The 22276-nt window shown below is 52.6% G+C and carries 13 protein-coding genes and 2 tRNA genes; 3 read left to right on the top strand and 12 right to left on the bottom strand.

All coding sequences use genetic code 11. The annotated features are described in order from the left end of the window. The first annotated feature begins 720 nt into the window (after nt 1–720). From AC1EK1_RS04870 to AC1EK1_RS04860, 3 genes are all read left to right on the top strand, one after another. Nucleotides 721–3147: a family 20 glycosylhydrolase gene (locus AC1EK1_RS04870; RefSeq protein WP_480306672.1), complete on the top strand. Its 2427-nt coding sequence runs from the start codon at nt 721–723 to the stop codon at nt 3145–3147. A 211-nt stretch (nt 3148–3358) separates the two neighbouring features. Then, nucleotides 3359–3433 (top strand) — tRNA-Pro (locus tag AC1EK1_RS04865). 181 nt (nt 3434–3614) lie between these two features. Next, nucleotides 3615–3697 (top strand) — tRNA-Leu (locus AC1EK1_RS04860). 219 nt (nt 3698–3916) lie between these two features. Here AC1EK1_RS04860 and metK read toward each other — a convergent pair. The 12 genes from metK to AC1EK1_RS04800 form a co-directional block, all read right to left on the bottom strand. Continuing rightward, entirely contained in the window at nt 3917–5218 is a 1302-nt protein-coding gene (gene metK / locus AC1EK1_RS04855) for a methionine adenosyltransferase (protein ID WP_480306670.1), read from the bottom strand. A 422-nt stretch (nt 5219–5640) separates the two neighbouring features. Beyond that, on the bottom strand, nt 5641–7080 hold the full coding sequence (locus AC1EK1_RS04850) for a C69 family dipeptidase (protein WP_480306669.1): 1440 nt from the start codon (nt 7078–7080) through the stop codon (nt 5641–5643). Between the two features lie 140 nt (nt 7081–7220). Next, nucleotides 7221–7841, bottom strand: coding sequence for a GNAT family N-acetyltransferase (locus AC1EK1_RS04845; RefSeq protein WP_480306667.1), 621 nt, complete (start codon nt 7839–7841; stop codon nt 7221–7223). Further along, on the bottom strand, nt 7834–8748 hold the full coding sequence (locus tag AC1EK1_RS04840) for a DUF2156 domain-containing protein (protein ID WP_480306666.1): 915 nt from the start codon (nt 8746–8748) through the stop codon (nt 7834–7836). The genes AC1EK1_RS04845 and AC1EK1_RS04840 overlap by 8 nt, the downstream gene beginning before the upstream one ends. Before the next feature lie 119 nt (nt 8749–8867). Then, entirely contained in the window at nt 8868–10070 is a 1203-nt protein-coding gene (locus tag AC1EK1_RS04835; RefSeq protein ID WP_480306665.1) for a hypothetical protein, read from the bottom strand. Then, nucleotides 9983–11014: a DNA cytosine methyltransferase gene (locus tag AC1EK1_RS04830; RefSeq protein ID WP_480306664.1), complete on the bottom strand. Its 1032-nt coding sequence runs from the start codon at nt 11012–11014 to the stop codon at nt 9983–9985. The genes AC1EK1_RS04835 and AC1EK1_RS04830 overlap by 88 nt, the downstream gene beginning before the upstream one ends. A gap of 437 nt (nt 11015–11451) precedes the next feature. Then, nucleotides 11452–13686 (bottom strand): hypothetical protein, encoded by a 2235-nt coding sequence (locus AC1EK1_RS04825; protein ID WP_480306662.1) that lies wholly within the window; start codon nt 13684–13686, stop codon nt 11452–11454. Between the two features lie 19 nt (nt 13687–13705). After that, nucleotides 13706–15100: a BT_3987 domain-containing protein gene (locus AC1EK1_RS04820; RefSeq protein ID WP_480306660.1), complete on the bottom strand. Its 1395-nt coding sequence runs from the start codon at nt 15098–15100 to the stop codon at nt 13706–13708. 13 nt (nt 15101–15113) lie between these two features. Further along, nucleotides 15114–16283, bottom strand: a complete 1170-nt coding sequence (locus AC1EK1_RS04815; RefSeq protein ID WP_480306659.1) for a DUF1735 and LamG domain-containing protein — start codon at nt 16281–16283, stop codon at nt 15114–15116. A 7-nt stretch (nt 16284–16290) separates the two neighbouring features. Next, nucleotides 16291–17334, bottom strand: coding sequence for a glycoside hydrolase family 18 (locus tag AC1EK1_RS04810; RefSeq protein WP_480306657.1), 1044 nt, complete (start codon nt 17332–17334; stop codon nt 16291–16293). A gap of 1 nt (nt 17335) precedes the next feature. Beyond that, nucleotides 17336–18934, bottom strand: coding sequence for a SusD/RagB family nutrient-binding outer membrane lipoprotein (locus AC1EK1_RS04805; RefSeq protein ID WP_480306656.1), 1599 nt, complete (start codon nt 18932–18934; stop codon nt 17336–17338). 11 nt (nt 18935–18945) lie between these two features. After that, a complete protein-coding gene (locus AC1EK1_RS04800) occupies nt 18946–22056 on the bottom strand; it encodes a SusC/RagA family TonB-linked outer membrane protein (RefSeq protein WP_480306654.1) in 3111 nt (1036 codons plus the stop codon). Nucleotides 22057–22276 lie beyond the last annotated feature (220 nt).

The following is a 22276-nucleotide window of genomic DNA, read 5'->3' as shown; positions in this document are numbered from 1 at the left end:
GTGGCGGGTGACCGTCTTTTCCCGGGGGTCATTGTCGGGGCTTTCGCCCCTCCTCAACCACCCGGCTATGAAAGCGCGACCCCTTGCGGGGTCGACATACCCGGACTGTCTACTCGGCTTTTGCCGATCTCTTTTGTCGATCTGTTTTGCGACCCCTTGCGGGGTCGTGAGGTGGTGGGGGTGACTGCTTTTTCCAGGGGTCATCGTCGGGGCTTTCGCCCCTCCTCGACCACCCGGCTATGAAAGAGCGACCCCTTTCGGGGTCGGCATACCCGGACATCTGCCCCGTCACTTGGACAAACTAAGGGTCGCAAGGTGGGTCGGCAAAATTGGGTCGCAAAATCAATCGCCAATATCGCCTTGGCAAAAACAGGTCAGCGAAGTTGGGTCGTCAGCACCCCGCTAGGGGTGCCTCTTTCATAGCCCGGGTGTCGAGGGGCAAAGCCCCGAAGACCCCGGGACCGCAAGCCCCGCCCCCTTCCCTACGACCCCGCCAGGGGTCGCAAGGCAGATCGGCCAAATTTTTGGGGGAGACAAGGCTTATTTTGGCACCTGAATATTGCGATGGCAGCCTCCCACAAAAAAACATAGTTGCTTTTCTTCTTCTTCTGACAAGCTACCGTTTGGTCATCATTGCGGGTGAATCTTTTGTCTAGATTATATTGAGTATCTTTGTGGTAGGATATTTTATTACACATTTATTATCTCATAACAAATAGCATGAACTTCCTGAAGACATCTACCCTCGTCCTCAGCCTTATGGTTGTGGCACTGACGGGCTGTGCTCAGCATGCCGCTGAGCCGAAGCCGTACAACGAAGGCATCAACGTGGTGCCCCAGCCGGTCGAGCTCCAACAGACCCAAGAGGGCAAGCTCTCCCTTACCAAAAAGACGGTCATCGTCGGTGCCGGTGAGGAACTGCAGAGTATTGCTCGCTTTTTTGCCAACAAACTCAATACCTCTACCGGTCTCGGTATCTCTGTGGCTGAGCAGGCTGAGCCCTCCAAGGAGGTCATTTCGCTGACCCTCGTGGGTACGGACGTGGTGCCACAGGAGGAGGGGTATACTCTGGATGTGACTCCTGATCGTGGGGTGCAGATCCAGGCGAGCACACCCCGAGGTGCTTTTTGGGCGATGCAGACCCTCATGCAGCTCTTGCCTGCAGAGGTGGAGAGCCCCAAGGTGGTGCCCGGTATGGACTGGAGTCTCCCCTTTGTCTCGATCAAGGACTACCCAAGGTTTGCCTATCGTGGACAGCATATCGATGTGGGTCGTCACTTCATGGATGTGAATGAGATCAAAAAGACCATCGACCTGCTCTCTATGCTGAAGATCAATAAGCTCCACTTTCACCTCGTGGAGGATCAGGGCTGGAGAATCGAGATCAAGAAGTACCCCAAGCTGACCGCAGAGGGTGCCACTCGTGTCGAGGGTGATGGCTCTACGTATGGCCCCTACTTCTACACGCAAGAGGAGATCAAGGACATTGTGGCGTATGCCGATGAGCGCTATGTAGAGGTGATCCCAGAGATCGAGCTGCCCGGCCACTCCGATGCCGCTGTCACCGCCTATCCCGAGCTGGGTTGCCACGGTGCTGAGTACCCCTATGAGGTGCGCAATATATGGGGAATCTCTACCGAGATTTACTGCGCCGGCAATGATGAGGTCTTTACGTTCCTGAAGGATGTGATCGATGAGGTCCTGCCGCTATTTCACACTGACTACTTCCACATCGGAGGTGATGAGGCGTGGAAGGCGAACTGGAAGGCCTGTCCTAAGTGCCAAAAGCGCATGAAGGACAACAACCTCAAGAGTGAGGAAGAGCTCCAGAGCTGGTTCATCCACCAGATCGAGGAGTACCTAGTATCCAAGGGCAAAAAGATGATTGGCTGGGAGGAGATCCTACAAGGTGGTCTGGCTCCATCAGCTATCGTGATGTCTTGGACCGGAGAGGATGGCGGTATCAAGTCTGCCAATATGGGTCACGATGTGATCATGACCCCCTCCTGGCGAGGAATGTACCTCGATCACTACCAAGGTGACCCCAATGTGGAGCCACTGGCTATCGGAGGCTATGCCCCTCTGAGCAAGGTCTATGCCTACGACCCGATCCCCGAGGCAATTGATGCCGACAAGCGTCACCATGTACTGGGTGTGCAGGTCAACCTGTGGTCCGAGTACTTCTACACAGCAGAGCAGTACGAGTATATGTCTCAGCCACGTGTGGCCGCACTCTCCGAGATCGCATGGACCCCGCTGGAGCGCAAGGACTATGACGACTTTTTGCGTAGGCTCAACAACCTCCGCGTCCGCTACGACCTACACGACTACATCTACTATATCCCTCAACCTGAGCAGGGAGACAACAAGAGTATCGACCATGTGGCGTTTGTAGGGGATTCTGTAGTGATCCCATTCAGCACGGTTGATCCGGTCTACAAGATCATCTATACCACCGATGGCAGTGAACCAACCCTCAAGGCGGCCAACGAATACAGCGAGCCCCTTGTTTTCAAGGAGGATGCGACCCTGAAGATTCGCTCCGTACTGATCAGTGGCAAGATGAGTCCTGTACGTGAGATCAAGGTCCTCAAGCAGGAGTATGCTCCTGCTGTGGCAGAGGAGAGTGACGAGCTGGAGAGTGGTGTCAAGGTCTTGAGAGCGGATCGCAAATTCGCAGACTCTGATGAGCTGTTGGCTACTCCCGAGACTGACTTCATGGTCTCCAAGGTGTCCGGTGGATCTGATCTCCAAAACTCCGCAATCGCCGCTACCAAGCCCCCTATGTATGTCAAGCAAACTCAGGATCACCTGATGGACAACATCCTGTGGTCCGGCCTGATCTACAGTGGCTATATCAATATCCCGGAGGATGGTGTCTACCGCTTTAGCACCACCAACAATCGCCTCTGGATCGATGATCAACTGCTGATCGACAATGAGGGCGCGATCAAGAAATGGCCTACCCGCCAAGACAAGACTATTGCACTCGCCAAGGGCCTTCACAAGATACAGTGGACCTATATCGTAGAGGTGCACGAGGGCTGGCCAAGTGCCTGGAGTGATGTCCGCATACAGTGGGCACGCTTTGACAAGGGTGAGGGCCTCTCCTATGTCCCCGACAGTGCTTTCTTTACGCAGAAGTAACCGGTGTAGATACTAGGCGACTGCTCGCCTAGGCACAAAATATTGAGCACCTCCGAGGAAGACAAGGTCTCCCTCGGGGGTGCTTGCTTTTACCGGATCCGGGCTGAGATCGTCGGGGGGCACCCGTGTTGAGAGGAAAGTTGGTGGAGAAGAAAAAATTGCGTACCTTTGCACCACGTTAGGCGTAAGTAATGATGCCAAACGATACGCTCGGGGTGTAGCGCAGTCCGGTTAGCGCACCTGCTTTGGGAGCAGGGGGTCCCAGGTTCGAATCCTGGTACCCCGACGAAGATGACAAATGGCTGACGATAGCAGAGCTTATAGAGGTGCTATCACAGCCATTTGTCTTTTATTTGCCGGTCTGCATGGGGGTGTGGAGGGGCTCCTTGGTGAAATGGAGAGTGGTGTTTGGTTGGGACGACTATTTTTTGTACCTTTGCGGTGCATTTCCCGAGATGGGATGAATCGCGACTGTGGCGTAATTGGTAGCCGCGCTAGACTTAGGATCTAGTGGTTAATAGCCGTAAGGGTTCGAGTCCCTTCAGTCGCACACACGTTTTGTGTTCATAGATTGTAAGTTTTTGGTTTTTGGCGCTCTAAGTCTCAGATTAGTTGACTTAGGGCGTATTTTTTTGTGCCAATCGCAAGGCTTTTTCCCTGCTGCAAGGGCACCTACTTTTGGAGCTGAGTGCTAAAAGCTCAGGCAGGAGTGGCGATCGTTTGGTCATCACTCCTGCCCGGTCTTTATTCGTCGGATAGGGAAAGTCCCTTATAGGCCAAAGTAGGATCGTATGCGGTCCACCAAGGTCAATTCCTCCCAGGTGAATAGATCAACATTCAGCGTGATCGGATCAATGTATCTATCGGAGAAGTGCTTTTGTAGCGTCCTTGGGGTGCGTCCCATGTGACCGTAGGCTGAGGTCTCTTGGTAGATAGGGTTTTTCAGTCTGAGGGAGCTGATGATGTTGTAGGGAGTGAGGCTGTAGATCTCGGATATGGCCTTGGCGATTTCGCTATCGCTGAGGGGGATATTGCTTCGTCCGTAGGTGTTGACGAATACACTTACAGGCTCGGCAACACCGATGGCGTAGGCCACCTGGATCAAGAGCTCATCGGCCACGCCTGCTGCTACCATATTTTTGGCGACATAGCGTGCGGCGTATGCGGCGGATCGATCTACTTTGCTCGGATCCTTGCCACTGAATGCCCCGCCACCGTGGCTAGCACGTCCTCCGTAGGTGTCGACGATGATTTTGCGACCGGTTAGACCAGTGTCGCCGGCTGGCCCGCCGATCACAAATTTCCCAGTGGGGTTGGTCAGCAACATCGGAGTTGTATCAAAAAGGGCTTGTACCTCCGGCGAGTATTTTTCGATTGCTCTTGGTAGGACAATCTCTTGGAGGTCTCGGTGTATTTTTTCTTGCATCATCCGATCTGCTTCGTCCTGTGAGCGTCCATTGGTTGGTCGGACAAAGTCGTCGTGCTGTACGCTCAGCACGATGGTGTGTACCCGCTTTGGGGTCCGGTCTGCATTGTACTCCAGGGTCACTTGGCTCTTGGCATCCGGTCGGAGGTAGGGCATCAGCTCCGGCTCCTCTTTCCGGATCTGGGAGATGACTTGGAGTAGTGTGTGCGACAGCTCTACGGGCAGTGGCATGTAGTTGTCGCTCTCTGCTGTGGCGTAACCAAACATCATGCCTTGGTCTCCGGCACCTTGTTCGCGTGCCTCTTTGCGCACCACACCGCGATTGATATCCGGGCTTTGCTCGTGGATGGCGGACAGGACACCGCACGACTGTGCGTCAAATAAGTATTCACTTTTGTTGTAGCCGATGTCCTGGATCACCTGTCGTGCCACGTCCGGTATGTCCACGTATGCCGTGGAGTTTACTTCACCTGCCACGACCACTTGTCCGGTGGTTACGAGTGTCTCACAGGCTACTTTTGCCTCCGGGTCTTGTGCCAAAAAGTGATCTAGGATCGCATCTGATATCTGATCAGCCACCTTGTCCGGATGCCCATCGCTTACGGACTCAGAGGTAAAGAGATAGCTCTTGTCGTAGGTATTCATGGTTCAAAAAAAATGGTTTGTACCACCTTGGCTCGACGTCATGAGTGTGCAAAAAAAACACCACTCATAGGACGCAATACGTGCCTTGAGCAGTGACTGTCGAATGTTGAATCAAATGTAGCCTCCTTGTTTCCCCTATCCGCCAAGCGATGTGTGGATCTGAGTGGGGAGGCGCAGTTTTAGCATTCTTTTTTGTCGTGGTTGCAAGCGGGCACAAATCTATCCACGTCACCTCGGTGGGAGGTTGGTTTGTATGTTACTGCAAAGGTACCTATATTTCTTTGGCTTGCAAAACGTGTCTCTTTTTTATACGGCCCACAGTAGTTGCCACGATCCGCATAATGGGTCTTTTTTTCCCCCTATACTCCACAAAAAAAGCTCACCGGATAGTGAGCTTTTTTTGTGTATACGGGTGACGAAGATCATGCACCGTGAAAGAGATACTCTTGCTCCGTGTCGATTGTCAGTTGTGTAAAAAGGTCCTCGATGAGTTGGTCGGTCACCTCGAGTGCATGGTGGAGCACATCGTCCGAAAACTCCTGCAACACTCGATCGGTGGCGAAGTGTTGGTCGTCGCAGAGTTGTAGGTAGAGTCGTTCCATCTCCCTTTGCCGTTGGTCGATTTCCGCTTCCAGTTTTGCGTAGCGCTTTTGGATGATCGGGGCATACTTGTTGTAGTTGATCATGCCGAGTGCCTGCACCTTCCTAAACTTCCAGTATGCCGAGTCGTTTGCCGAGTGGCTGCCACCCTTTTGGTAGGCTTCGGGCACGCTTTTGATTCCCTGATACATGGGCAAAAAGACACCTAGTGCGGCCATCCCAAAGCAGAAATAGTTCACGCAACCGATAGCCATCGGTAGCTCGGGGCGTACATTGAGGATGTGAGTCTGTGTGGTACGAAATATGGATACCGGTCGATAGGGCTCGTGTGGATTGCTGTGGAGATAGGGGTCGTGCTCCGTGCCGTTGTAGTGAAAGCGAAAGAGACGACGCATCATAGGGAGATCGATCTTTGCTTCGGCTTGGGCAAATACGGGGAAGTCATTTTTGGTGACTACTTGCTTGGTATGGGGGTTGAGGATTCCCTGCAAGCCCCATACACGTGGGTAGTTGTAGGTAGTGTCCAGCTTTTCGTCACGGATGTATGCCTTGTGAAAGTCAAAGTCACCCGTCGTCGGATCCCATAGTCCGTGTTGCTTGGCAAAGTCCATTAGGTCTTCCGAGGCCAGGTAGTTCTCCTTGTCCTTGGGGTCGTACTGCCGGTATCGGCTTTGGTTGCCCGTGACGAAGTAGCTGTCCTCCGGCAGTCGGCAGGCGAGCCAGCGGTGTCCGGAGGCCGTCTCCAGATACCACACCTCATCCTCATCCACAAATCCTACGCCAAATCCCTCGGACACCCCATACTCACCGATCAGTTGTCCCAGACGCTCCACCCCCTCACGTGCAGAGGAGATAAAGGGCAGGACGATGTTGAAGACACTGTTTTCGGCGATACGGTCGGGCTCCATCGGGTCTGCTTGGAGTGCTTGTGCGTTACTGAATATACTCTCTGTGGCACTCATTCCCACCCCTTGGGTATTAAATCCTGCGCTACCCCATGTGCCGGGCATGCTGTGTGGTGCCAGGGCAAAGTAGCCATGTGCCTGCTCGGGCAGAGGACAGCCAAAGTGGCTGTCGATGGCTCGGAAAGTATTGCCGGGAAAGGTGCCGGCTCGGTGGATCTCTATGTTTTTGGCCTCGAGCGATGTCCAGTCTTCCGACCGTGCGACGAAGCGGGAGCCATCGGCACTCATCTCGCTACCGACGAGTATGGTGGTGCACTCAGAGTTGGGACGTGTGGGGAGTTGTTTTTTCTGTGTCATGATTGATACCTGTTGCTTTATGGAGACCTCTTGAGAAAGGTCTCTCTTTGTGGATAAGCATTACTTTTTCTGACCCAAGGTACCCAAAAAGTACCAAAAGGGGAATAGATAAAAGTAGGTATTTTTGGAAAAAAACGGGCCTAGGTCAGCGGTTGGACGAGTGCCGGTGTCTGTGTCCTGTGGATGAGGGGGTAGAGCATCCAGCCGGCAGGAGGGGAGAGTAGGGTATTGCCATACGAGTCCGTATGGGTAGGGTAGTCGGGGTTAGCCGGGGGCAAGGACTCCAAGTACCCTTTGGCCACCTGGCCCGGGCAGAGGAGCGGGAGGGCAGAGCCGACCGGCTCGTGGGTGTAGATGGGGGTCTCTGCCGGCCCAAACCCCACTCCGGCATAGTAGCCCTTTAGTGCCACAGAGGAGGGGATGAGTGTCAGTCCACAGTACCCCATTTGGCGCAGTTGGTCGGCCTCGTACCTGAGTAGTCCCCCCATGATCCCCTCGCCTCGCCTACTCTCCAGCGTGCAGACGCAGTAGAGGTAGGCATATAGGTCCTCAGAGCTGATCTCCAAGTAGTCTGCCACAAGGAGGTAGGCCAGCAGGGTACTTCCCTCCTCGTCCAAGCAAAGGCGCATGGCCTCTGGTGCTTGAGCCCCCCAGTGGTCGACTTGGAGCTCGTAGTAGGCCAGGTACTCGGCCCCAAAGGCTTGAGACAAAAGCGAGAGCAATGGCCTGCGCCACTCCTCGCTGTAGGGGATACTAGTCATTGTACGACAGGACCACCGTATGCTTGGTCAGGATCTCCACCGGCTTGTACGACAGCTTGGCTTGGCGCAGACCATCGATCCCCAGATCCTCCTCGCGGTTGACGTAGCGATACTGCTCCGGTATCCGGCGGGCAAACTCCCGATTGATCATCGCAAAGGCCCCATCGTAGTCCACATCTGCCTTCTCGATACAGACATCGTAGGTGTCGGCATTGATCTCCATACCTAGCGAAAAAGCAATCACCTCTCCATCCACACGTAGGCACCCCCCCATCATCCCGATACGGTCGTACTCCGACAATGCCCGATAGACCATCCGCTTCTCGTCCACCACATCCTGACCTTGCTCACTTTGTCCGAACCAGACCTTCTCCAAGCTCAGGCACTCCTCCACATTGCTACTGTCGATCTCCTCGTATTGCCAAGAAGGGTAGGCCCGCTCAAACTTATTGACATGATTGCGCTTGCTCTGCAGTTTTTTGCCCGAGAGGGTGCAGAGTTTTTCCCGAAGGTAGATGTAGTCGGAGTAGTCGCGCGATGATAGGACATGCAGTTGGTCCGGGTAGGTATGGTGCAGGAGCTCCAAGCCATCATCCACCACCCCCATGATCGTGAGCGAGTGCCCATACGACTTTTGCATATCTTCGTCCATATCCTGCAGAGTCGCCATCAGATCCCCCCCACCGATCGGCATCAGGTAAGCAGTGCGCGCCGCCTCAGGGCTCCTAAAGCGGACAATCATCATCCCTCTGTGGTAGGCGATCTCCGTACAGTAGTAGGGGCTCCAATTGTATAGGTTGGCAAAAGAATAGTCACAGTTGCGATAAGGGTTGATAGCCGCATACTGCTTGATGCGTTCCCGGTCATCCGGAGACACGGGGTGAAAGTCTATGGGGTGCGTCAACATCGGGTCAAAATCATGCGATAGGCCGTCATTCTTGCGATCAGCCTATTGATAGTCGTAGTGTTTCTTGCACAAAGGTACCAAATTCGCCCCTTACCCTCCTTTTCCCCTGCAATGTGTTCTTATTGTTTCTTGATAAATGCCTCGTAGCTTTCGTAGCCATCCGATTGGAAACTGAGGGAGTACACTGGAGTATTGCTATCGGTCTTTCCCCCATCCAAAGACAAGCGACGTATCATCACACTGTCTATACCATATTTATTGAGCATCTCCATCGTCACAAGCTCACCCTCTTTTAAGCAGAGCATATCGCGGAGCAACCACTTACCCAAGTCTTGGTTAGGATTTGACATGAGTGCCTTATCGTTTTGTTGACAAACTTTGGCACTTAGAGTCTGTCCCGTAGGTAGTTTTAGCAAAAATGGGGTCTGTCTATTAGGAAAAAAATTGGGGTAAGCATAGTGTACAGCTATTGGAATAGGAATATATACCTCATTTGGATCACGAGGTCTCCCCTTGGCATTCCATTGGTTCAATCCACTTCTGGGGGGTACATACTTACTATCCCCCTTTTGAGAGTAGAGAGGTAGGATTACGTAGTCAATCCCTCGCCTCTGTGGCCTGTCTACTTGGGCATCCCTATTCTTAGTTTCATCGGTCTCAAGCAATAATTGTTCTAGCAAGGCAAAAGGATCCTCCAAAATATCAACAGACAGGGTGACACAATCTTCGGGAATAACAAACTTCATCATTAGTACCGACTTACTGCTGTTGAACGAATACTCATTCAGTCCGTCTGAGAAGGTCAGACCGCTACGTGTACTCCTCACAGCCCCTATCTCGTCTATAAGAATAGGATCATACGGACAGTTGAATAATTCTAGTCTTCCGTCATGGCGTCCGACAATATGATAGATACTTTCGGTGAGATTATAGTTGCGTTTGGAAAAACTGATCCGATCGTTTCGAAACTCCGCTAATTTTTTTGCAAGGGTTACTCCACTACACTTGTCAAGCTCTCGTTTTAGCTTGTTAAACTCCGCTATCTTTTCTATCTTATACTTTCCGTTGAGAATGAAAGTCTTGATGCCTATCCCGATGTCGCCTATCCTTGCATCATAGGCAGTACAAAGGCGTGCATCATTGATAGCTTGGTAGTACTTGCAGAATAAGTTTTCCACAAGTCGGTAATCTATATAGGGAGTTGAACTGAGAGAGAAAAGTCTGGAGAGTTTGCTTACAACCGTAAGCATTTGGAGGTACTTGCTGTTCTCCCTCCACTTCTGGATGAAGTCTCCTTCAAAAGAGATGCTATTGATTGACATATCCTAGTCACTAAAGGAACAACCACTGAGTTACCGGCCTGTTTGTACTTAGCCGCCATTGATAGATCATTAGGAAATTGGAATTCGTGAGGAAAACCCTGAAAATTGAGGCACTCCTTGGGAGATAGCTTGCGAATGCCCTTGTCCGTCAGCATAAGGGGAACATTATGGCCCCCTGTTCCCATATTTGCAGTAAGTGTGGGGCAAACATTTTTCTTGTTCTCCCTTACATATTTGCGACGCCACTGATACAGTGTGTTCCTAGATGTGATATCATCTTTCAACACCTCATAGTGCTTCATCCTCTCTGCTGTATAGTAGAGGTTGTCTGTCGCTGTTCCCTCATCAATACAGTCGTGTATGGTAGATACTAGTTCGATCTTATCAGGGAAAGCGAAGTCGGCATGATTGGGTAACTGAGAGGGGTCTATAGCCACTATGAATATGCGCTCTCTATTCTGAGGCACATTGGCATACTCCATGGCATTGAGTACCTTTGAATATACAGTATAGCCCAATTCATTTAGTGTCCTCCGTATTATATCAAAGGTTCTGCCTTTGTCATGCGATTGGAGGTTTTTTACATTTTCCAAAAGTAGGACTTTGGGCTTGTGGACTTTTGCAATCTCTGCCACATCAAAAAACAAGGTCCCACGAGTGTCATCAAACCCCCTTTGATATCCAGCAACAGAAAAGGCTTGGCATGGAAAACCAGCACATAGTACATCAAAGTGCTTCGGAATACTTGCTTTGGTAGTCTCCTTAGTGATGTCTCCATGAGGTAAATCTCCAAAGTTGTGGTAATAGGTCCTCCTCGCATCATTGTCCCACTCGCTGGAAAACACACAACGACCACCGACAGTCTCCATGGCTAATCTAAAGCCTCCAATGCCAGCAAATAAATCAATGAATGTAAAGTGGGTATCCGCCCTTGGTGAAAACATGTGTTATTAAACTAGAGACAAGCAAACACTTCCTTTTATCCACAAAAGTAGATATAAAAATTGACTTTTGAACACCAAGATATGCCCTCCACAGAGGAAAGGGGGAAAAATTATTCGTATCAGAGCAAACAAGAAGAGGGGCACAGATAGTACTTTTCTCCGTGTCCTTTGCTTGTATGTTTGGCCTAACTTATTGCCGTTCATCGCAAATGCCTAGGCGATTTTGAGGTCAAAAAAAACACTTTTTGGGAGGTGTTGATAATCAGATACTTATGTGGACCCTTGAGTTTCACGGATAGAAGCGATCTTTTTCACGGATAGAAGGGATTGCTTAGACGGATAGAAGGAAAATAGGTGGTCCGTATCGGGAGCAAAAAAGGAGTGGAGCACCATCGGTACTCCACTCCTTTTTGCTTCGTGTGGATGTGTAGTCTGACTTATTGCAGTTTGTCGCAGATGAAGAGGGTGACCGTGGCGTTGCTCTTGGTCCCATAGCTCAGCTTGATCCATACGTTTGTCCCATCATTTTTGAGAACTTCGAGTGAGCGAACGGGGTACTGTTGCATCATGGACTCTTTGTTCCAAACACCGAGGACTGTGATCCGTACATTTTGTTTGACTCCCACCGTCCGGTCGGTGAATCCAAAAAGGCTCACCTGGATCTTTGGTCTGGAAAATATGCGGAAGCCAAACTGTGTTGAAGACTTCAGGAAGCTAGCTCTGCTAAGGTCAAGTGGTCGCTCGCCTTGGTAGAAGTAGCGCACTGTGTTGTCTGCCAGGAAGTCGGCGTATTCGCCACCGGCTGAGGCACCCGGCTGTACGGTCACGTTGATCGCTAGCTCTTGATTCTTGCTGTCCGTCAGGATGATATTGGCGACGTGCTGGTTGTCATCCGGTGTGGCGCTGATGCGGATCTTGTCTCCTACAAGGGTCGCTGTGACGCTTGGGTCACTGGATGTTACTCTGTAGCCACCTGCTCCGGAGAGGATGGTTACCTCCTCCTCTACTTTGGTTCCTTTTTGACCGGACAGGGTCACTCGGCTCTTGGAGACTTTCAGCTCGGAGCGGACCACCTCTTTGGCACGCTTGACGTTGACGTAGATTCGGCTGTTTTGGTCGTAGCGGTCTTCTACGGTGACGATGGCGGTGTAGTCTTGTGCTCCGGACTTGGCCACTATGGAGATGGTGTTGCCGGTCAGAGTGGCAGTCACTTTGTCGGGTGTGTCGGACTCGACAGTGTAGCCTCCGCCTCCGCTGAGGATCTTCACTGTCTTCGTGATCTCTTCGCCTTCGTTCTCGCCTTGAATGTTGAGGTTTTGTTCACTGATCTCCAGTGGCTTCAAGAACCCTTCGACGGTGATGTTGACGATCATCTTTTGGTCATTGGCATCGGTGACAATGATGTTGGCATCGTACCTCTGAGGGATGGTCGTGGCGGTTACCTGGATATCTCCCTCTACCTCCTTGACTTGTATGGTCTCTCTGGAGGAGACGAAGGTAAATGGTCCTTTCCCGGAGTTGACCTTGATAGTCTCCTTGATGGTCTCCGGCTCATCCTTTGTCGGGGTGAAGGTGAGGGAGGTTTTTGCCAGCTCGAGAGACTCAGGCATGGCGCTGAGGTCTTTGTCGACGATATACCCGTAGTTGATCTTTCCGGTGCTGTCCGTGTATTTGTAGACGATGTATGCTGTGGTGCCGTCTGCCTTTAGGATCTCCAGGTCAACATCGGTCTCGATATTTCGTCCGGATCTGGTCCTTAGGACGAGCTTACCTTTTGTCTTGGTACCTGTGGTGTGGTCTCCTGAGAAGGAGAGGGTGTAGGCATCGCCCCACTGGTTGCCACCGTAGAGGTAGCTGTTGCGACCGTGTTTGTTGTTGTTGCCCCAAAAGTTGATTTGCTCTCCATTGTAGGAGTAGTAGCGTGGGGTCTGCTTGAGGATCTCCTCTACGACATCCGGTGTGAAGGGGTTGTCGGTAATTTCGCCCTTGACTTTGAGGACTGTGACTTTGTCGGACTGGTCCTTGACGGTGATGTTGGCCGTAAAGTCGGCTTGGTCGTAGTTGAGACTCAGGATGACCTTTTTCCCGGTTGGGTCCATCGCCACGATCACTCGATCGTTGTCGCTTTCGCAGCTGTATCCTCCGTTGCCATCGAGGACCTCTACCTCGATACGCTTTTTGGACTTGGGTAGGCCGGGTAGGTTGAGCTCGTGAGTGCTGAGCTTGATCTCATCGACGCGGTAGACGGTGACCGGGACCTTGATGTACTTCCCGCTCTTGTCGGAGAGGATGACGTCGGTGCGTCCGAGGCGTAGTCCCTCCAGCATTATCTTCCTGTTGACACGTTGAGGTTGCCTCGCAGCTCGAGTCGAGCTCCCTCCCTCCGGCATTGTCTTCTTGTCGACTAGCTTGACACGGACTACTGTGGTGTCCACTGCAAAGGCGCTGTACTCGCCTGCTCCTTTGGCAATGTTGAGCTCCTGGATGGAGCTCTCGCCAATCTTGACGGAGATTAGCTTTTCGGTGGTAGCCAGGTCGGAGGGCTTCCACTCGTTTATTTCCGGTTCGGATGGGGTGTTGCCGGTACTACCGGACTTGCCACAGGCTACGGTGAGTAGGGCTATTGTGGCGACTATCCCGATCCGAGTCATTATGCTATTTGTTGGTTTCATTTTGGTATGTGTGCTAGGGTTACCAGTCTTTTTTGTACCTCGTGCCGTCGTAGACCAATTCGTCGTTGAAGAGGTAGCGTGCGATGTCTCGCATGGCCATGATTTGTCGTCCGGCATTGTGTCTATTGGGGTCCATCGCAAAGATCATGTGTGCGCCACAGCCTTTTTGGAGGATCTGCCTGAGCTCTCCGGAGGAGGCGTAGTATCCGCGGTTGAACTCCTGCGAGTAGAGTCCCCATCCTTTTCGAGACAGTCCGGGATAATAGCCGTCCAAGTCTGCCCCTCTATTGTAATCGTGGAGTGCGTAGTCGATGTACTCACCGGGTTGCTTGCCGTCGATGCTGATGAGCGGTGCCATACGCCCATAGACGTAGGCGACGACCATCTTTTGGGGCATTGCTTGCTTGAGCTCGTAGCAGAGTCGAGAAGCGGCTGCACTGGATGGGTAGACAAAGCCCGGGGTATTGGTGGCGGCACCGTAGTTGGAGTACTCGTCGTCGAGGAAGACTCCGTCCAGGCTGTAGGCGTCGCAGAGTGCGCTCACCTCTTGTGCAAAGTCTCTGGCCGCTTCGTTACCGAGGTTGGCCACACCGGCGCGGTCGTGGTTTCCGAGGATGCCGAGGATCACCTTGATCCCTCTGTCCTGAAGGGGCTTGAGGTACTTCTCTCTGTGATCGAGCAGTGCTTGTACGTTTTCGTTGTTGTAGACGTAGGCTCTTCCGGTGGCTTCGTTGTAGTTGATATTTGCCGAGAATAGGATGACCGCATCGATCAGTTGCTTGCCACAGTTTTTGAGCGTGAATGGGAGGTTGTTGAGGGGGTTGGTGTCATTGACCTCCATGCAGCTGAAGATCTTGACCCCGGTGGGCTTATTTGTCCCCGGATAGCCCGACAGGTCTCTCACAAAGACGGGGATAAACTGTGTCTGCCCCTTTTGCTCCTTGTAGGTCAGTGGCACGACATAGATTGTCTCGACGAGCAATCCCTCGACATGTGTGAGGCTGACGTGGTGTGACAGCTCGGCCTCGGTGGCCCGAGTACCCTCCGATGCGAGGATGGTCACCCCCTCAGAGGGAAATGCGGCGTAGTCGGTCCCGTGCTTTTGGTTGTAGTCGCTCAGTGCTTGTGCGTCATAGGTGAGGGAGCCAAGTGTGGCGGTCGTACCCTGTTGAGTGGTCTTGAATGTGAGGGTCAGCTCACTTTTTTGGCTGAGCTCAAGTGGTGTCTCCGGGCGATTGCCTCGGAAGGGCTCTGGGCTATAGGTGGGTAGCTTTTCCAGGTCGGATGAGGTCGGTACTTGGTACCTGCTCTCATCGATAGCCGGCAGGTTGATCTCCTCTCTGGCGCAACCGGTGGTAAGTGCCAGAGGAATAAGTGCCAGTAGGGATAGCGTATAGTATAGGTTGTGTTTCATGACTTGTTGTGGATTACTTGGTGGGTAGCTCAACTGCTTTCCAGACAATCGGATTCATCGCCTGTAGGTCATTGCCATTGGCGGTGTGGTCCTTGACAATTTTGCCCTCTGCCTCATCAAACTTCCAATAAGCTATGAGGCCGTCTGCGTCGGGAGCGACGGAGTAGAAGTGGTTTTTGGCATTGATCTCCTCGGGGGTGAGTACACGATTCCATACACGTGCCTCGGAGATTTCGCCCTCTAGATATCGCCCATCGTCGTACGACTTGCCGATGAAGAAGTCATAGGTATTGCCCCAGTCAAACCTATTGGCATTGATTTCTTGGTCGCCTACGCCCTTGTCTACACCATTGATGTAAACTCGGACGGACCCGGACCCAAATTCATCAGTCTTGGTGAATGTCAGCGCAATGTGTGTCCACTCTCCGGTAGGTACCACCCAGTCTCTATTGGTGGCGTTGTTTCGAGGTCCGGCGAATTGGATCTGATTGTCGGGTAGCCCGGCATCTCCGATACGGATCAGGCCACCACCCTCAACACCCATGATGGTGCTGATGAGCTTGCCAAACTTGTCTACCCGCACAAGTGCCTCAGCTGTGAAGTCACCCCCTAGCTCAAGGGCACTGAGCTTGCCTTTGCCGACATGTTGGAGGTAGTTTTTGTTGATGTTTCCAACGGTGTTGATCAGTGCGGCTCCGCGGAAGACGAAGTATCTGCTGGATCGGCTCTTGAGTACCTTGATCGTACTCTCGGCGATAGATAGGGGCAGTACATATACTTGGTCTAGGTCTAGCTCGGAGAGGTTTTGGAAAGTGACGAACACGTCACTGCCGGTTACACTGCCGATGGGGATGACGGACTTGGGGTTCTCGATCTGGTAATACTTCTCCTCCAGCAACAGTGCTCCGGGCTCATTGGCTTCTTCCTTGAAGGTGGCTAATAGCTCCGGGTTTGCCACGTAGCTGACTGAGACAACTTCCGAGGCGGGTTGTGCCATGGCTGTCTTGATGACTCCCACCTTTTCGTTTTCTCCCCGTAGAAAGATCTGGTCTATGGGGTTTTGCGAAGAGAAGGTTTTGTTTTCAAAAGTCTCAAAGTCTACCGAGGTGCACGATACGAAGAGTGCCGACAGGAGGCTGAGAGTCGGGGCGATGATCGCTCCTTTTATGGTGTGTCTTTTCATTATCGTCTTATTTGTGAGGGTTGGTTTTCTCTATCAGTGTGCGACAAATATCGTACACTCTTTCGGAGCTGTAGTAGTCCGGAGTGATGTTTTGGATCCCAACGGCTTGAGCTCGGCGCCCATTGTAGTCATAGGGGGCCCACTCCGCAAGTCCTCTGCCGGCTAGGGCTCCATTGGCGAAATAGCCTTTTTCCTTGTGCGCATCAGTGTCGTAAGTGCCGGATGCCACGATACCCACTTTGTCGCTCGGGACCCCCTGCGTGCATGCCTGATTTAGCTTGAAAGTAAAGTCGTCCTTGCTTCTGGCGGCCAGTGCCGATACGAGTACCATCTGACAACGGTCAAAGAAGGTTTTGTCGGAGACATTTTGGGGATTGCCCATGAATGCCACGTGCATTGACGAATTGCGACGCGCCCAATCAGAGACGATCCCAAAGAATAGCGACTCTTCATTGTTGTACCGCGCTAGTTCATCGGCCTGTAGGTGGATCTTTGACTTGCCCATGTATCGTACACAGATACCATCCATGTGGTACTTTTGGTTGAGACTCAGAGCATACTGCAGAGAGTCTAGCAAGAAGTCTTGGAAGGTTGTCTCGTAGGGAGCCTCCTCTGTGGCTGCTTCCTGCTTGCCTTTGTACACAGCCTTGAAGCTGTCAAAGTCAATGTCGTAGATGAATCGGGTACCCTTTTCCTCACGGACGGACTTCATCTCAGCCATCTGCCAGCCCTGTATCAGGTTGGGGTACTGCAGGCTCACGATATCCATACTGTCTGGCAACACTGTCATGTGGTGGGCTCTGGAGTAGGGTGTCACAGCACTGTTGTCGTACCATCCATAGACTAGGGTGTGGGATTCCTTTTTGTACCGGCGCAGTGACTCCAGATACTTGGCGTAGAGTCCAGGGTTTTGCGTCTGTATGGTTGGCTGATTGAGCCGCAGGGACTCCGGTGTAGTCCAGTTATTGGTACAGCCACTCATGGATAGTGCGAGTGTCGCCAATAGAGTTGGGATACCGGTGGTGTGTAGTATTTTTTGTAGTGTGTTCATATTACTTCGTCTTTGCGTCCCACCATAGTTTTGTAGTCATATTATCACTGCCCTTGAGGTAGTCGTTGACGGCTTGGTTCACGTACTTACCGTTTTCCTTCTTGTACTCCTCTTGTGGATAGGGCATGCGTCGCGGTCCAGCAAAAGAGTCAACCATGCCGTTGCTCTTGTTGCCCGTTTGGGTAGAGGGTATCCGGTGTGGGTATCCGGTCCGTCTAAAGTCCGCCCATGCCTCATTGCCAAGCATCCAGTTGGCGATCCACTTTTGGATGATGATCCTCTCTTGCTTCTTCTCCGTGGTGGCGTTTTCGTCCCACTTCACGGTGATGTCCGAGAGAGGTCTGCTGTAGCTATTGATATCAGCCGGGTCCTTGTAGGTTGCCGGGATGTTCTCATCGTTGTTGAGGTACTCCTCCACGCCGTCCACTTTGTACTGGTCGAATGAGAGACGTATACCGGTATTGTATAGGTTCTCAGGAGTGTCACCCATGTCGAAGCCAAACACCGCTGCCGCCTCGGCTCTCAAAAACGCCACCTCGCTCGCATTCATCCAAGTGATAGGATCCGTCTCCCTCACCAGGATGCCCGAGTACTTCCTGCCCGTAGAAACGAGGTTGGGGATGACGATCCCCCTTCGGAGGCCGACATACTCCTGCCCCTCCCACTCCGATGGTACGAAGTAGGCTTCTCTTCTGGGGTCTTTGTAGCCGTTCATGTAGGTCGTGATATCTGCTGCTGCATGAGAGTCTCCTCCGGTCAAGCAACCGGTAGGGGTATTGTACCTGGAGGCAATATAGTAGGGGTTTCGGATGGTTCCAAAGTACTTCCAGGTTGCGTTTTCCGAGTTGGAGGTGATCAGCCCCACCGGGGACTTCACCGCCTCCTCGGCCATCTTTTGAGACAGCTCCTTGTCTGCATAGACGATGCGCATCGCCAGACGCAATTTCAGGGAGTTGGCAAACTTTGCCCACTTAGCGGGGTCCCCGTAGTAGACCTTGTCGGCTGGGAGATAGTAGTAGCCCTTGCCGGTCAGCTCCTTGATCGACTGATCTAGGTCTGCAAAGTAAGCCTTGAAGAGCTCCGGCTCACTGTCGTAGGGGTTAGCGATATCCTGAGCTACTGTCGTAATTTTGGAGTACGGTGTTGGTCCGTAGGTATCGGATATGCGGTGCATGGCAGCCACCTTGATGATCCGTGCTATGGCAGCAGGGATGGGGTTGCCTTTGCGGTCCGAGTTTCCGACGATGATCGCATAGTTCGTGTAGAGCTCGGGCATCACCTTGTCACTGTTCATGAAGACATTCGTCCAGTTGTTGGTGGGGTTGAAGTTGCTGATCGTCGCTCCCCAACCACTCTGAGAGTCTGCGAAGTACCCGCCCATCGTTCCCCCAAGCAAGAGGTCGGTAAACTGCAGGGTGTTGACATCTGCAGACATGACTGCCCCGGACAATCCGGCAAAAGCCGCCCCCAGCAGGTAGTTATCGGCAGAGAGGTCATCGGGCTGGTAGGGATGGGAGTTGATCTCCTTGAATCCTCCGGTGCAAGCCACACTCGCAAGAGACAGGCCGGCAACTGTGAGTAGTCGAAAAATATAGCTCATCTTATGCATTATCAAAATTTCATGTTTAGGCTGATACCAACACTTCTCAAGGAGGGCATCATGAAGTAGTCAATCCCGTCGTAAAAGTTGCCTGTAGTGGCGACACTCTCCGGGTCAAAGGGTGCCTTGTTGTACAGCATCAGCAGGTTGCGACCCACTGCGGTCACGGTAAGGTCACAGACTTCACCGAGCCACTTGCGGGGGATCGTGTAGCCGATCGAGGCCTCCTGCAGCCGGACGTTGGTGGCTGAGTAGGTATAGTACTGAGGTACGCCCTTGGTGCCGATGGTCGAGTACCACGACTCCGGGTTCACTCGGTCACTGCCATTGACGAGGACATACCCTCTGTCTCTGGCGAGTGCAGAGGCTTCGCTCACCCCGTACTCATCGAGGAGGCTCTGTGTCCTGGAGTAGCCCACGCCACCAATACGTGCGCTCACCAAGCACCCCACGGTCACACCGTAGATGCTAAAGTCATTTCGCCAAGCCATGTTGGCCTTTGGGAGCACACTACCCAGCTTGATGTAGTCTTTTAGAGACTTTATGTCAGCCGTTGCCAGCGTCTGTCCGCGACCGATCAGGATATCGTGGTTGCTGTCTCTCTGCAGGTCCACTCTGGAGTAGAGGTCGCCCATACTGCCCCCCTTGCGGAGGATGAAGCGGGCGTCACCCATACCGCCCATGTCGAGCGACTCTATCGAGAAGCGACTCCCGGTGAGGGGGTTGGTCACATCCTCGGCTAGCGACAGGATCTTGTTTTGGTTGGTGGAGAAGGTGTAGTTGGAGGACCAGCCGAACCACCCCCACGTATTGCTGTACCCCAATGACAGCTCCACACCTTGGTTGAGCACGGCACCGGTCTGCACATACATCTTGGAGTAGGCACCGCCACCTAGTTGTGGGTCAAAGGTCTGGTTGCCTGTTACAGCATGGTAGTAGGTCAGATCGAGATTCAGGTGCCCAAAAAGCTTTGTCGACAATCCCGCCTCATAGGAGTTGGTTCGCTCGGGCAGGAGGTTGTACACGGGGTAGGTAGTGGTGTTCTTCCATACATTCTTGCTGCTGTCCCATTCATACGTTGGATTGGCGATGAATCTTGGGAAAGGGGCACCCACCGAGGCAAAGGAGCCTCTAACCTTGAGGAAGGAGACAAACTTGGGTAGCTCAAAGATCTCAGAGAGCACCGTAGAGAGCCCCACCGATGGGTAAAAGAAAGAGCTATGTACCGACTTGGGTCCAGCCAGCTGAGAGGGCCAGTCGTTACGCCCGGTCAGGGTGAGATAGACCATGCTACGATACCCCACCTCCAGAGAGCCATAGAGTGCTTGTGTCTGCTCTCGCCATCCATCCTGGATGCGCTTGGTGTTGGAGGGACTCAGGTTTTGGATCGAAAAGAAGTTGGGCAGCCCGGCCGGCTCTCCCTCCACTTTGCCATCCGAGATGGGTCCCCTGTTTTCGATGAGGTTGTTTTGCACATCGGAGATCGAAGCACCGAGGTTGGCATCGACCGACCACGAGTTGCCGAAGTGCTTGTTGATTGAGAGCAACAGGTCTCCGTACATCTGCTTGTCGTGGATGCGCTGTATGCCGTAGAGACCGCGTTCAGACTTTTCGGTCAGCTGGTTGTTGGTCGAAGCGTAGTTTTTGGTCTCATAGTCGGTGGTGCTGTTGTCCAGTCGGGCACGACCGGAGAGGGTGAGCCAGTCCAAGATCTTGTAGGAGAGCGAAGCATTGAGCATGTACCGATTCTTGTTGTTCTCTCGGAGATTGCGATAGGCTACCCAGTAGGGGTTTTGCATCACCAGCGATCCACCGGATCCTACCGGCCAGTACTGAGTGGAGAGCTGGCGCTCCTCGTCGTACCGCTCATACATACGGATATCCTCCCAGTCATTGCCTCGGGGGAAAAGGTAGGCACCGGTCAGGGGGTTGCCGTACACACCTTGGTTGACCATGTTGCGGTCATACTGCTTCACGTAGCCCGCCCCTAGGTCCAGGGTCATCTTGTCATCCAGGAAGTGGGTCGTGTGCCTGATGTTGAAGTTGTACCTATTGTACTTGTTGTTGGGCACTATGCCATCCGAGTGTACAGACGCCACGGAGAGGTAGGTCTGGTTTTGGGCATTGCCGGTGGAGAGGGAGATGTTGTTGGAGAATATTGTCCCGGTGCCCAAGAAATCATTGACCGGGTTGTACCCACAGTCGTCCGAGCAGGCTAGCTTTCGTCCCCACGACTTGTCTAGAACCACCTCCTTGGAGAGACCGCTACCGGTACCGTATCTGTTTTGAAATCTCGGGGTGACAAAGGCTTTCACCCACTCAGATGAGCTGCCCACAGTCAGTCGCACCCGTCCGTCCTTACCGGACTTGGTCGTGATCACAATAGCACCGTTGGCCGCAGCCGAACCATAGAGTGCCGCCGCAGCCGCACCGGTCAGCACCGACATAGACTCGATATCCTCGGGGTTGAGGTCGGCTATTGGGTCGGTGAAGCCGGAGGAGTCAAACTCCTTTCCCGCCTTTCTCGAGTGCGTATAGATCGGCACTCCGTCTATCACGTAGAGAGCGTTGTTGGAGCCCTCTATGGACTTGGTACCACGCATCACCACCTTGCTGGCGCCACCGATACCGGCGGACGACGCATTGATGTTGACTCCTGCCACCTTGCCCGACAGTGCGTTGATGAAGTTGACATCCTTCACCCGTGTCAGCTCGTCATCCTTTAGCTCTTGCACATTGTAGGATAGAGCTTTCTCCGAGCGCTTGATACCCAGTGCGGTTACGACCACCTCATCCAGGAGCTCGGTATCTTCGGTCAGTGTGACATCGATGCGTGTCATCCCATTCACAGGACGATCCACGGTGCTCATCCCCACAAACGAAAAACGAAGCGTCGCCTTGGCGGGCACCTCCCGAAGCGTATAGTGCCCATCGATGTTGGTTACTGTACCTGTGCCGGACTTGCCGACCACCTGTACCGTGACACCCGGCATAGGGAGCCCATCAGAGTCCGAGACTGTACCGGACACGGTTAGGGTCTGCGCATAGAGCGTGCCGGACAAAAAGAAGACCAGCAAGCCGTACACGAGCCGGAGGAGAGAAAAGTTGGATTCTCTAATCATGCTATTGTGTTATTGAGAGTGATAATTATAGTGTTGTGGCTTTCAAAATGGAAGCGCAACAAGGTTTATTCTTAGTTTCTTTTCCGCAAAGATAGCAAATAAATAAAAGAAATGGGGGGGGAGTGTTTATTTTTATAAACTGGCTAGGGATTAGCGTAGATACGAAAAATCAATTTCACCGATCGTACCTCCACCGGACTCCAAAAACGAACTGCTCTTA

Source organism: Porphyromonas sp. C0026D3 (assembly GCF_056590775.1).
The sequence above is the reverse complement of the archived record's forward strand: the minus strand, read 5'-3'. Positions and strand labels throughout refer to the sequence as shown.